Genomic DNA, 12,541 nt, shown 5'->3' with positions numbered 1-12,541 from the left:
CGAGCCCCGCAAACCCGTCCTGCTGACCGTCGACGACGACCCCTCGGTCTCGCGCGCGGTCGCCCGTGACCTGCGCCGCCAGTACGGTGACCGGCACCGGATCGTGCGCACCGAGTCGGGTCCCGACGCCCTGGAGACGCTCAAAGAGCTCAAGTTGCGGGGTGAGACGGTCGCGGTGCTCATCGCCGACTATCGGATGCCGCAGATGAGCGGCATCGAGTTTCTCGAGCAGGCGATGGACCTCTACCCGGCGGCCCGGCGCGTACTGCTGACCGCCTACGCCGACACCCACGCCGCCATTGATGCGATCAACGTCGTCGACCTCGACCACTACCTGCTTAAACCATGGGATCCGCCGCAGGAGAAGTTCTATCCCGTCATCGACGGGCTGCTGGACGCCTGGCGGGCGGCGCCGGAACACCCCATCCCGCACACCAAGGTGATCGGGCACCGGTGGTCGGCGCGGTCGTGGCAGGTCCGCGACTTCCTGGCCCGCAACGGCCTGCACTACTCGTGGTTCATGGCCGACGACCCCGACGGCGAGCGGTTGCTGAAGGCCGCCGGCGCGGATTGCCTGCGATTGCCGGTCGTCGTCACCGAGCGCGGCGACACCCTCGTCGAACCGACCGACGCGCAGCTGGCCGACACCCTGGGCCTCACCACCACGCCGTCACAGGAGTTCTACGACCTGATCGTCATCGGCGGCGGGCCCGCGGGCCTGGCCGCCGCCGTCTACGGCGCCTCGGAGGGGCTGCGCACGGTGCTGATCGAACGCACCGCGACGGGCGGTCAGGCCGGCCAGAGCTCGCGCATCGAGAACTACCTCGGCTTCCCCGACGGGGTGTCCGGCGGCCAGCTGGCCGAACGCGCGCGCAGGCAGGCCGAGAAGTTCGGCGCGGAGCTGATCACCGCCCGCGCCGCCACGGCGCTGGAGATCAACGGTTCCAAGCGCACCGTGCGGTTCGCCGACGGCGGCTCCGTCGACGCGCACGCGGTCATCCTGGCCACCGGCGTCGCGTATCGCCAGCTGAGCGCGGACGGATGCAACGAGCTGACCGGCCGCGGCGTCTACTACGGGGCGGCGGTCTCCGTCGCGACGGAATGCGCGGGCGAGGAGGTGTACGTGATCGGCGGGGCCAACTCGGCCGGCCAGGCCGCGATGTACCTGTCCCGCGAGGCGAAGTCCGTGACGATCGCGGTGCGCGCCCCGTCGCTGGAGGCGTCGATGTCGTACTACCTGATCGAGCAGATCAAGCAGCGACCCAACATCACCGTCCGCACCTGCACCGAGGTGCAGCGCGCCGTCGGCGCCGACCACCTGGAACGGCTGACGCTGGTCGACAACCGCACCGGCGCCACCGAGGACGTCACCTGCGCCCGGATGTTCATCTTCATCGGCGCCGCGCCGCGCACCGAGTGGCTTGACGGGGTGGTCGCCCGCGACGACCGCGGCTTCGTCCTCACCGGCCCGCATCTGCGCAACGTGTGCGGCTGGACGCTGGACCGCCCGCCCCACCACCTGGAAACCAGCGTGCCGGGCGTGTTCGCCACCGGGGACGTGCGCGCCGAGTCCGCCAAACGCGTGGCGGCCGCCGTCGGCGAAGGATCGATGGCCGTGATGCTGGTGCACCGCTACCTCGCCGAAGCATGACAGCCGCCGAAGCATGACAGCCAAGATCCCCTGCGAGCCCGACGAGCTGCGCAGCCTGTTCCTCTTCGAGGCGCTCACCGACGAGCAACTTGCGGTGTTGTGCGCCAACGGGCACATCGAGAACTACGAACCGGGCCCGATCTGCGTCGAGGGTGAACCGGCGACCTGCTTGTACGTCCTGATCGAAGGCGAACTGGCGATGTCGAAGCTCTCCGGCGGCCAGGACATCGAAACCAATCGGACCTCGCAGCGCGGGGTTTACTGCGGCGCGTGGCGCGCGTTCACCGGTCAGCTGCACCGGCAGAGTTACGACGCGTCGGTGTCCGTCACGAAGCCGTCGCGCTTCTTCGTGCTCGACGCGCCCGCGTTCGCCCAGTTCATGAAGGACCAGTTCCCGATGGCCGTCCACCTGCTCGACGGGATGGCGGTCGGACAGGAGCGCACCCGCCGGATCATCGACAACCGCGAGAAGCTGCTCGCGCTGGGCCAGTTGTCCGCCGGGCTGACCCACCAGCTGAACAATCCCGCCGCGGCCACCGTCCGCGCGGCGTCCGAACTGCGGGAGCGGGTCGCCGGGATGCGGCAGAAACTCGCGATGCTCGCCGACGGCACCGTCACCCCGGAGGCGCTGCGGGCGCTGGTGCGCCTGCAGGAAGAGGTCGCTGCCCGGGTCGCCAAGTCCGCCTCGGCGAACATGACCGCGATCGAGACGGCCGACCTGGAGGACGCGGTCGGCGAATGGCTCGAGGACCACGGCGTCGAGGGCGGTTGGGATCTCGCACCCACCTTCGTCGAGGGCGGCATCGACACCGATTGGCTGGAACGCATTGCCGCGGCGACGGAGGACCTCGGTGCGTCGACGTCGCTGGAGAAAGCCGTCCGCTGGCTGACCTACACCGTCGAGGGCGAGCTGCTGCTGAACCAAATCCTCGAGGCCAGCAAGCGGATCTCGGCGCTGGTCGCCGATGCCAAACAGTATTCGCAGATGGACCGGGCCCCCTTCCAGGTGGCCGATGTGCACGAACTGCTGCACAGCACGCTCACGATGTTCGCCGATCGGTTGGGCCCGAACGCGAGAAAAGACACGGCCATCCGGGTGGTCAAGGAATTCGACCGGTCACTTCCCCAAATCCCTTGCTACCCAGGCGATCTCAACCAGGTGTGGACCAACATCATCGACAACGCCATCGCAGCGATGCGCCACAGCCCAGGTTCAAAGGGCGGCACGCTGACCATCCGCACCCGCCGGGAAGGCGAGAACATGGTGCGCGTCGAGATCTGCGACACCGGGCCGGGAGTGCCCGAGGACGTTCGCGAGCGCATCTTCGAGCCGTTCTTCACCACCAAACCGTTCGGCGAAGGCACCGGCCTGGGGCTGGATCTGGCGTTCAACATCGTCGTCAAGAAGCATCGCGGAGATCTGCGTGTGGAATCGGCGCCCGGCGATACGCGGTTCATCGTGTTGCTGCCGCTGGAGATGCCGCCGGCCGCCGACGTGACCGCCGGCCCGGAATAGCGGCACCACCGGGTCGGTTGGGAACAACCATGAGCGATGCAGCGAGCAAACCCGATCTCGGCCGGTTCGGATCGTTCGGACGCGGCGTGACGCCCCAGCAAGCCAAAGAAATCGAATCCCTGGGCTACGGCGCCGTCTGGGTGGGCGGTTCGCCGCCCGCCGAGCTGGCCTGGGTGGAGCCCCTCCTCGAGGCCACGACGACGTTGCAGGTGGCCACCGGCATCGTGAACATCTGGACGGCGGCCGCGGGGCCGGTGGCCGAGTCGTTCCACCGCATCGACAAGGCCTACCCGGGCCGCTTCCTGCTGGGCATCGGCGTCGGCCATCCCGAGGCGCACAGCGAGTACCGCAAACCCGCTGATGCGCTAGCCGCGCTCGTGGGTTACCTGGACGAGCTCGACGAGTACGGCGTGCCGGCCAACCGGCGCGTGGTGGCGGCCCTGGGTCCGCGGGTGCTGAAGCTGTCGGCCGAACGCGCCGCCGGCGCGCACCCGTACCTGACCACCCCCGAGCACACGGCGCAGGCCCGCGAGCTGATCGGACCGTCGGCGTTTCTGGCGCCCGAGCACAAGGTGGTGTTGACCACCGACGCCGAGAAGGCGCGTTCGGTGGGCCGCAGGGCGCTCGACATCTATTTCAACCTGGCCAATTACCGCAACAACTGGAAGCGGCTGGGCTTCTCCGACGAGGAGGTCACCCGCCCGGGAAGCGACCGGCTGGTCGACTCGGTGGTGGCCTACGGGACACCCGAAGAGATCGCGGCGCGGCTGAAACAGCACCTCGACGCGGGCGCCGACCACGTCCCCGTGCAGGTCCTCACCAAGGATGAAAACCTGGTCTCGGCGCTGGCCGAATTGGCGGGGCCGCTCGGACTGAGCTGACAGACATGGGGGGACACCGATGACCGAGGCAGTTGCACTGAAACCCGACCTGGGGCGGTTCGGCGTTTGGCTGCCCACTCGCTCGATCACGCCCGGCCTGGCCGCCGAGATCGAATCGCTCGGGTACGGCGCGGTGTGGATCGGCGGGTCGCCGGACGCGGAACTGGCCTGGGTCGACCCGGCCCTCGCGCAGACCACTTCGTTGCAACTGGCGACCGGGATCGTCAACATCTGGTCGGCGCCGGCGGCGGCGGTGGCCGAGTCGTACGCGCGCATCGAAAGCGCCCACCCGGGGCGGTTCCTGCTCGGCATCGGGGTGGGCCACCGCGAGCACACCGAGGAGTACGTCAAGCCCTACGACGCCCTGGTCGGCTACCTCGACGCGCTCGACGCCGCGATGGTGCCGACCAGCCGGCGGGTGCTGGCGGCGCTCGGGCCGCGCGTGTTGCGGCTGGCCGCGGAACGCAGCGCCGGCGCCCACCCGTACCTGACCACCCCGGAACACACGACCAAGGCGCGCGAGCAGGTGGGAAAGTCGGTGTTTCTGGCGCCGGAGCACAAGGTGGTACTGACGACCGACGCGAACGAGGCCCGCGCCATCGGCCGCAAGACCGCCGACCGGTACCTGGAGCTGAGCAACTACGTCAACAACTGGCTGCGGCTCGGGTTCACCCAGGATGACGTGCGCAAGCCCGGCAGCGACAAGCTGATCGACGCGGTCGTGGCCCATGGCACCCCGGAGGCCATCGCGCGACGACTCGGTGAACATTGCGACGCCGGCGCCGACCACGTGGCGATCCAGGTGCTCGGCGCGACGAACGGGGAGGCGCTGGTGTCGGCGCTGCGCGAGCTGGCCGGCCCATTGGGTCTAACTCCCCCAAACTGATCACCCCGCTCGGTTAGGGTGGGTGACCATGCGATTGCTGGTCACCGGTGGAGCCGGCTTCATCGGCGCGAACTTCGTGCACAGCACGGTGCGGGAACACCCCGAGGATTCCGTGACGGTGCTCGACGCCTTCACCTATGCCGGGCGGCGCGAGTCGCTGGCCGACGTCGCGGACGCCATCAGGGTGGTGGAGGGCGACATCACCGACGCCGCGCTGGTCTCCCGCCTGGTCGCCGAGTCCGACGCCGTGGTGCATTTCGCCGCCGAGACCCACGTGGACAACTCCCTGGAAGACCCGTGGACGTCCCTGCAGACCAACGTGGTCGGGACCTACGCGATCCTCGAGGCGGTGCGGCGGCACGATGTCCGGCTGCACCACGTCTCCACCGACGAGGTCTACGGCGACCTGGAGCTCGACGACCCGCAGCGGTTCACGGAGTCCACTCCCTACAACCCGTCGAGCCCCTACTCGGCGACCAAGGCCGCCAGCGACCTGCTGGTCCGGGCCTGGGTGCGGTCCTACGGCGTGCGCGCGACGATCTCCAACTGCTCCAACAACTACGGGCCGTATCAGCACGTCGAGAAGTTCATCCCGCGCCAGATCACCAACGTGCTCACCGGGCGCCGCCCCAAGCTGTACGGCGCGGGCGCCAACGTTCGGGACTGGATCCACGTCGAGGACCACAACAGCGCGGTCCGGCGAATCCTGGAAAAGGGTGAGAACGGCCGGACCTACCTCATCGCCGCCGAGGGCGAGCGCGACAACCTCAGCGTGCTACGCACCCTGCTGAAGATGATGGGACGCGACCCCGACGACTTCGACCATGTCACCGACCGCGTCGGCCACGACTTACGGTACGCCATCGACCCGACGTCGCTGTACAACGAATTGGGTTGGACGCCAAAGCATGCCAACTTCGAGGAGGGCCTGCGCGCCACCGTCGACTGGTATCGCGCGAACGAGTCGTGGTGGCGGCCGCTCAAGGACGCCGCCGAGGCCCGCTACGAAGAACGCGGTCAGTGACATGCCGGTGCGCGAGCTCAAAGTCCCCGGCGCCTGGGAGATCACCCCGGCCGTCCACGGCGATTCGCGCGGCCTGTTTTTCGAATGGTTCACCGACCGCGGGTTCAGCGGCTTCGCCGGCCATCGGCTGGACGTCCGGCAGGCCAACTGCTCGGTGTCATCGGCGGGCGTGCTGCGCGGCCTGCACTACGCCCAGGTGCCCCCGAGCCAGGCGAAATACGTGACCTGCGTGTCCGGTTCGGTGTTCGACGTGGTCGTCGACATCCGCGTCGGCTCACCGACTTTCGGGCAATGGGACTCGGTTCTGCTCGACGAAAGGGACCGCAGGACCATCTACATCTCCGAGGGCCTCGGGCACGCATTCCTTGCGCTGCAAGACAATTCAACCGTCATGTACCTGTGCTCGGTGGAATACAACCCGCAACGCGAGCACACCATCTGCGCGACGGATCCGGAGCTGGCGATCGACTGGCCGCTGGTCGACGGCGCCGCTCCCAGCCTGTCCGACCGCGACGCCGCGGCGCCCCCCCTGGCCGAGGTGCGCGCCTCCGGCCTCCTGCCCACTTGGGAGGAGACGCAGGCGTTCGTGGCCGGCTTGCGCGACAAGTAGGCGAGTATCCTTCCCCAATGGCGTCGAGCTTCTCGGGCAAGATCGCATTCGTCACCGGCGGCGCGTCCGGCATCGGCGCCGCGCTGGCCACCAAGCTGGTCGACGGGGACGCCGAGGTCTGGATCGCCGATCGCCAACCCGGGGCGGCACAGGAGCTGGCGCAACGCTTGAACGACGGTGGCGCGAAGGCGCACGGGATCGAGCTCGATGTGCGCGACTACGCTGCGTTTGAAAGCGCCGTCGCCGAGGCGGTACAGCGGTCCGGGCGCATCGACTATCTGTTCAACAACGCCGGCATCGGGGTGGGCGGCGAGGTCGACTCGTACACGCTCGACGACTGGAACGACGTCTTCGACGTAAACCTGCACGGCGTGGCGCACGGCATCCAAGCGGTGTATCCGGTCATGATTCGGCAGCGCTCGGGCCACATCGTGAACACGGCCTCGATGGCGGGCCTCCTCCCCTCTCCCGGCGCCGTGAGCTACACCGCCACCAAACACGCCGTCGTTGCGATCTCGAGGGCGTTGCGGCTGGAGGCCGAGCGCCACGGGGTCAACGTGTCGGTGCTGTGCCCCGGCGCGATCCGGACCCCGATCCTCACCGGCGGCAAGTACGGACGCATGACGAAGACCGGTGCCAGCGACGAGGCGCTGCTCAAATTCTGGGAGCCGATGCGGCCGATGGCACCCGAAAAGTTCGCCGAGCGGGTCCTTCGCGCCGTGTCGCGTGGCGACGCGATCATTATCGTGCCGGCCTGGTGGAGGGCCTTGTGGTATCTGGACCGCCTCTCGCCCGCCGTCTCGATGTGGATTGCGAGGCTGACGCTCAAGCGCATGCGGGAAATGGACTCAACCGCCTAGGCATTTGCGATTGCGATGGCTTCGAGCCATACCCGAATTCGCTCGAAAACAAGCACTTTCGCCAGAAGGTAGCGCTACTATCCGCCTGTCGCTGTTCGGGCCGCGACCGCTTCACGTGAGCCATTGCGGAGGGTCGGATGTCGTTTCTCATTGCGGTGCCGGAGGCAATGACCGATGCCGCAAGAAGTTTGGCAAGCATAGGCGCCGCGATCCGCGCGGCCCACGGGGCGGCGGCGCTGCCCACGACCGAGGTCCTCGCGGCCGCCGGCGATGAGGTGTCGACCGCGATCGCGGCGACGTTTTCGCGGTACGCCTCGGCACATCAGGCGCTGAGCGCGCGGGCCGCGGCGTTTCACAGCCGCTTGGTGGGGGCCCTCGACGCGGGTGCGGGCGCCTATGCGGCCACCGACGCCGCCAACGCCACACCGCTGCAGACCCTCGAGCAAGACGTGCTGGGGCTGATCAACGCGCCGACCAACACGCTGCTGGGCCGTCCCCTGATCGGCAACGGCGCCAACGGCATAACCAACGCCCAAGGGGTCGGGACGCCCGGCGGCGCCGGCGGGCTCCTGTCCGGAAACGGTGGCAACGGTGGCAACAGCACCGCCGCCGCAGCGCCGGGTGGCGCCGGCGGTTCCGCCGGGCTGTGGGGCAACGGCGGAGACGGTGGGGCCGGTGGGCCCGCCGCGCTTGGCGGCGCCGGCGGCCGGGGCGGCTTGTTGGGGGGCTTGGCCGGGGCCACCGGCGCCCCCGGCCTGGCCACGATCCCCATCACGGTGCAAAACAACGACATCATGGCCAACCTCTCGGTGGGCGCGGGACCGACAGTGTCCGTGGTGGTCGACACCGGGTCGCGGGGCCTCATTCTCCCGCCCCAAGATGTGAACACGGCGACCCTCGGCGCGCCCACCGGTAGCGGCAGCGTCGTGTACGGCGAACCCGGCGATACCTTGACCGTGAACTACAACACCTATATGACCACGGTGAATTTCGGGAACGGAATCGTCACCCAGCCGACCACCGTCGCCGTGGCCACTTCCGCAACCCAAACCGTTGATCTTATCTTTACGAGTTCAGTTCCAACTTCGGAAGTACCGGCCATCCTGGGCGTTGGGGTCAATCCCGGCGGACCACTCAGCAGCAGCCCCGTGACGGCGTTGCCGGGCAGTTTCGGTCAGGGTGTGCTGATCGACGAGCCCAACGGCGTCATGCAGTTCGGAACCAACCCGTTACCCTCCTATGCCTCGGTCACCGGGGCCCCGGTTACCAACCTGGATGTCCGCATCAATACCGGTGCGCTCCAATCGACTTCCGACGCGTTCATCGATTCCGGTGGTTTGTACGGGGCCGTCCCGTCAGCCCTCAACCCTCCGGATACCGGCGGATACGTGACTTCGGGAACGACGATTTCGGTCTACACCACCAACGGGACGCTGCTGTACACGACGACGGCCGGGTCGCAACAGACCCCGGTCGTGTCGAGCCTTTTCGGCGGCGACTTCAATACCGGAATCACTCCCTTCCTGGAGGATCCGATCTACCTCTCGTACAGCCCAAGCGGCTCCGGGACAATGATTTTCGATACGTGAGCCGGCCGACTGGTTGCCAACGCCGCCGCCCACAGCGCCACGCACAGCACCTCGGCGACCACGCTGAGCGCGGCGTGGGGCGACGGCTCCCACCCTCGTTCGGAGAAGCCGAAGAGCCCGACGGTCCTCGACAGGACGAAGGCCACCAGGGAGCCGCCGGCCATCGCGGCGGCGGCCCACGATAGCCACCAGGGTCCGCCCGCGGCGATCAGCAGGGCCAGCGAAAACGATACGCTGGCCTGGACCAGGAAGGCGGTGCCGATCATCGGAATGTGCTGGTAGCCGTGGATGTACAGGTAGGCATGGCTGAAGGCGCTGACGGCGAGTGCGGCGGCCAGTCCGAGCCGAAGCAAGAGTTTCATTGCAGCGTAGTCTCTTTCAGTGCCAGGGCGGTCTGCCCCTTGGTGTAGTTGACCTCGCGAATCCCCAGGACGTCGCGCAGCTTGCCGGCCGGCAGCGTGACCGGCTTGGGCGCCGGTCCGTCGCCGGGGTGCGGCAGCGGGTAGGCGGTCGTCGTGCCGCTGTAGAACGTGACATTGCCCTCCGTCTTGGAAAACAGTTGGTGCACATGACCGTTCAGGCAGGTGACCGACGAGAAGCGGCGCAGGTAGCTCAGCGCCTGGGCGGCGTCGTCGGTGCCCCACCCCCAGTCCGGGTACATCGCGAACAGCGGGATGTGGCTGAACACGATGATGGGGGTATCGTTCGAAAGCCCCGCGACGTCCTTCTCGACGAACGCCAGCTGATCGGTGCCCAGATGCCCAAGCTTCTTCAGGTTCAACGTGTTCACCAGGGCGATCACGTGGACGCCGGCGATGTCGAAGCTGTACCAGCCGTCGCCGGGGGTCCCCGCACCGAAGACGCTCCGGTACTTCTGTCCCGCGTCGTCGACCGAATCGTGTTCGCCGGGCACCGTGAAGATGTGCGGCGTTTGCAGCTTGGTCATCATCTGCTTCACCTGGTCGAACTGCTCGGGGCTGGACAGGTGTGTGAGGTCGCCGGTGTGGATGACGAAATCCGGTGTGTAGCCGAGGTTGTTGATCTCATCGATCGCGTGGCCGAACGTGCCGGCGACGTCCGGATTCGGCGGACCGGAGAAGCCGATGTGGCTGTCGCTCACCTGGGCGAAGCGCAGCGTCGGCCGGGCCTGGGCGCGCTCGGCCGCCGCCGTGCCGGCGACGTGCGAGATGACCTCGCCGCCCACGACGGCCAACCCGACCGCGGCGCCGAACCACGCCGAGTGCCGGATGAGCTGGCGGCGGGTCATCGTGTTCGGGTCGTCGGCGCGGGTCATCCCGTCACCACCACGGTGCCGTGCATCATCGGATGAATCGAGCAGACGTAGTCGAACTTTCCCGCCGTCGGGAAGGTGTGCGAATACGTGGCTCCGGTGCCCATCCCGGGCGAGTGAAACGAACCGTCGCTCGCGGCCACCGTGTGCGGTTCTTCGTCGCGGTTGGTCCACGTGACGGTGGCGCCCGCCTTGACGGTCAAGGTGGCGGGTGCGAACGCGAAGTTGTCGATGGTGACCTGGTCGCCGGCGGCGGCCGCCGGCGAACCGGTTGCCGACGGCGGGCCCGCCGGTGCGCCCGGCATGGCAGGCATTCCGCTCATGCCCGGCATTCCGGGCGTCCCACTGGCACCCGCTCCGAAGGTGACCGACGGCTGCGCGACCGGCGGCGAAGACGAGCAGCCGGCCAGGACCATGCTGACGGCCAACAGCCCGATCGAGTGTTTTCGAAATCTCGCGATGTCCATGCCCAGAGATAGGCCCATGGGTTACACGCCGCGACCATGAGGCGACCCGGGAGCGGTATCGCCGGTGATACCAAGTTTGCGGGACATGTGCGGGCACCCTGCGTGGTGCGGATGTGTCCAGCGTGACCGGGGACGACCCGCGCCACTTGGCGTGCAAGGTCAGGTCACACGTCGCGACGCGGCGGGGCGAACACCTCGATCACGCCGTTGACCTCGCGAACCATCAGCGCGGGCAAGGGCTTTGGAGAGATCGGCAGCTGGTGGGTGAGCACCTGCCCGCTGGGCGAGAACGACGTGGTGTGGCAGGGGCAGCGCAGGGTGCCCTCCGGTGCGTCGAACCACAGCCGGCATCCCTGATGGGTGCAGACACCGGATATCGCTTCCGGTTTGCCGTCGACGCGGCGGACGAATCCGGTCACCGAGCCGAGATCGAACGGATGCATGACGCCGTCGGGCACGTCCGAGCTGGACGCGACGCGCTGCCAGCTTCCGTCGTTGGGTGTGAGTTCGCCTGCTGCGGCCGGGCTTTCGGCGGGGCTCGCCATCAGCGCCCGATCGATGGACACCGCCGCCGCCGCGGCGGCCGCGGCGGCCGACGTGCCCACGATGACCTGGCGGCGCGTCGTGGGATGCCTGGCCGCCGCCGGTGCCGGCGCGCCGTTCATCTGCTCGGCGAGCCGACCGTGCAGGTCGGCGAGGAACTCCGGCCGCGGCTCGTTATCGCCCAGCCCGGCCGCTCGCAGCTCGATCGCGGTCCGGATCTGAGCGGCCTCGAAGTCGTCGGCCTGAAACGGCTTGGGCCGGCGACCCCTCAACAAGTCATCGACATAGCGCCGCAACCCCCGCGCGTTCATCGCTGACCTCCATCGTTGACCTGTGCCGCCAGCCGCAGGGCCCGGTGCTGGAGCACTTTGGCGTTGGCGACGCTAATTCCAAGTTCGGCGGCGGACTCCTTGATCGAATTGCCGTGTAAGAAACGCATTTCCAAAATCCGGCGATACCGGTCCGGCAGGCTGTCGAGAACCTTGGCGACACGCTGGGGCGCGGTGCTGATCGCTTCCTCGCTATCGGGTGGTTGTTCGACGTCGTCGATCGAGGTTATCTCCCGGCCCATGGTCTCCCGCCAGTGCGCGGCCAGGACCGTCCTGGCCGTGACCCGCAGATAGGCGCGCACCTCGCCGACGCTCGCGGTCAGGCGCAGCGGCCGCAGCGCGGCCAGAAAAACCTCCGCGGTGAGGTCCTCGGCGTCGGCGCGGTTGCCCACCCGGGCGAACAGCGTGCGGTACACCCAGGACGCGTTGTCCTGGTACACCGACTCCCAGTCCGCGTAGCCGTCGTCCGGCACCGCGTGCAGCGGACGCGGGCCGGGTTCGTTCTGAGCCGCCACGTGCCTCCTTCACCGATAAGTATCAGCTCGGGTTACACGAGAGTTCTCCGGCCGGGTGTGTTCACCCGATGTCGGACGCCGCGGCGCGCAGGTCGTCCAGCGCGACGCGGACCATTTCGCCCAGGCTCCGGTCGCCCTTCGCCGCAACCCATTCGGCGAACGCCTCTTTGAAGGCGAGCACACCCAACTCGGCCGCCAGGGCCGCCGCCCGGTCCGGTACGCCGCGCGCCCGCAACGCGCCCGCCATGGCAGCGGCGAGGCCGACCTGTTTGAGCGCATCGCGCTCCTGCAGTTCGGTGCTGGTGGCGATCACCGCTTTCAACCGGGGAGCGAGCTCGCGGTTGACCGGCGTCATCGCCCCGGCCGCACGCTCCAGCCC

Annotated in this window: 13 protein-coding genes and 1 pseudogene; 8 read left to right on the top strand and 6 right to left on the bottom strand. The window is 68.4% G+C overall.

Annotated elements, in window-relative coordinates; translation table 11 throughout:
• The 8 genes from VMD50_RS09785 to VMD50_RS09750 all read left to right on the top strand — a co-directional run.
• Window positions 1–1,651: NAD(P)/FAD-dependent oxidoreductase (locus VMD50_RS09785; RefSeq protein WP_325427237.1), on the top strand; the 1,651-nt coding region annotated here is incomplete at its 5' end.
• 13 nt (window positions 1,652–1,664) lie between these two features.
• Window positions 1,665–3,167 (top strand): ATP-binding protein, encoded by a 1,503-nt coding sequence (locus VMD50_RS09780; RefSeq protein ID WP_325427235.1) that lies wholly within the window; start codon window positions 1,665–1,667, stop codon window positions 3,165–3,167.
• A 29-nt stretch (window positions 3,168–3,196) separates the two neighbouring features.
• Window positions 3,197–4,048, top strand: a complete 852-nt coding sequence (locus VMD50_RS09775; protein WP_325427233.1) for an LLM class F420-dependent oxidoreductase — start codon at window positions 3,197–3,199, stop codon at window positions 4,046–4,048.
• Between the two features lie 19 nt (window positions 4,049–4,067).
• Window positions 4,068–4,934 (top strand): LLM class F420-dependent oxidoreductase, encoded by an 867-nt coding sequence (locus VMD50_RS09770; RefSeq protein ID WP_325427231.1) that lies wholly within the window; start codon window positions 4,068–4,070, stop codon window positions 4,932–4,934.
• A gap of 28 nt (window positions 4,935–4,962) precedes the next feature.
• Window positions 4,963–5,958 carry a dTDP-glucose 4,6-dehydratase gene (gene rfbB, locus VMD50_RS09765; protein WP_325427229.1) on the top strand — a complete coding sequence of 332 codons (996 nt, stop codon included), beginning with the start codon at window positions 4,963–4,965 and terminating at the stop codon, window positions 5,956–5,958.
• 1 nt (window position 5,959) lies between these two features.
• Window positions 5,960–6,568 (top strand): dTDP-4-dehydrorhamnose 3,5-epimerase, encoded by a 609-nt coding sequence (gene rfbC, locus VMD50_RS09760; protein WP_325427227.1) that lies wholly within the window; start codon window positions 5,960–5,962, stop codon window positions 6,566–6,568.
• Window positions 6,569–6,585: 17 nt separating this feature from the next.
• A complete protein-coding gene (locus tag VMD50_RS09755; protein WP_325427225.1) occupies window positions 6,586–7,428 on the top strand; it encodes an SDR family NAD(P)-dependent oxidoreductase in 843 nt (280 codons plus the stop codon).
• Between the two features lie 137 nt (window positions 7,429–7,565).
• Window positions 7,566–9,017 carry a PecA family PE domain-processing aspartic protease gene (locus VMD50_RS09750; protein ID WP_325427223.1) on the top strand — a complete coding sequence of 484 codons (1,452 nt, stop codon included), beginning with the start codon at window positions 7,566–7,568 and terminating at the stop codon, window positions 9,015–9,017.
• On the opposite strand, the gene VMD50_RS09745 is transcribed toward VMD50_RS09750, so the two are convergent.
• From VMD50_RS09745 to VMD50_RS09720, 6 genes and pseudogenes are all read right to left on the bottom strand, one after another.
• Window positions 8,966–9,379 (bottom strand): hypothetical protein, encoded by a 414-nt coding sequence (locus VMD50_RS09745; protein WP_325427221.1) that lies wholly within the window; start codon window positions 9,377–9,379, stop codon window positions 8,966–8,968. The genes VMD50_RS09750 and VMD50_RS09745 overlap by 52 nt on opposite strands.
• The gene (locus VMD50_RS09740) at window positions 9,376–10,311 is read right to left on the bottom strand and encodes a metallophosphoesterase family protein (protein ID WP_325427219.1); all 936 of its coding nucleotides are present in this window, start codon (window positions 10,309–10,311) and stop codon (window positions 9,376–9,378) included. The genes VMD50_RS09745 and VMD50_RS09740 overlap by 4 nt, the downstream gene beginning before the upstream one ends.
• Window positions 10,308–10,640, bottom strand: coding sequence for a cupredoxin domain-containing protein (locus tag VMD50_RS09735; protein WP_325427239.1), 333 nt, complete (start codon window positions 10,638–10,640; stop codon window positions 10,308–10,310). Before VMD50_RS09735 ends, VMD50_RS09740 begins: the two co-directional genes overlap by 4 nt.
• Before the next feature lie 299 nt (window positions 10,641–10,939).
• The gene (locus tag VMD50_RS09730) at window positions 10,940–11,629 is read right to left on the bottom strand and encodes a Rieske (2Fe-2S) protein (protein WP_325427217.1); all 690 of its coding nucleotides are present in this window, start codon (window positions 11,627–11,629) and stop codon (window positions 10,940–10,942) included.
• The gene (locus tag VMD50_RS09725; protein WP_325427215.1) at window positions 11,626–12,162 is read right to left on the bottom strand and encodes an RNA polymerase sigma factor; all 537 of its coding nucleotides are present in this window, start codon (window positions 12,160–12,162) and stop codon (window positions 11,626–11,628) included. Before VMD50_RS09725 ends, VMD50_RS09730 begins: the two co-directional genes overlap by 4 nt.
• A 61-nt stretch (window positions 12,163–12,223) precedes the next feature.
• Window positions 12,224–12,541: pseudogene (locus tag VMD50_RS09720) on the bottom strand (TetR family transcriptional regulator); the annotation flags it as partial.

Source organism: Mycobacterium sp. (genome assembly GCF_035506235.1).
GTDB lineage: Bacteria > Actinomycetota > Actinomycetes > Mycobacteriales > Mycobacteriaceae > Mycobacterium.
The sequence above is the reverse complement of the archived record's forward strand: the minus strand, read 5'-3'. Positions and strand labels throughout refer to the sequence as shown.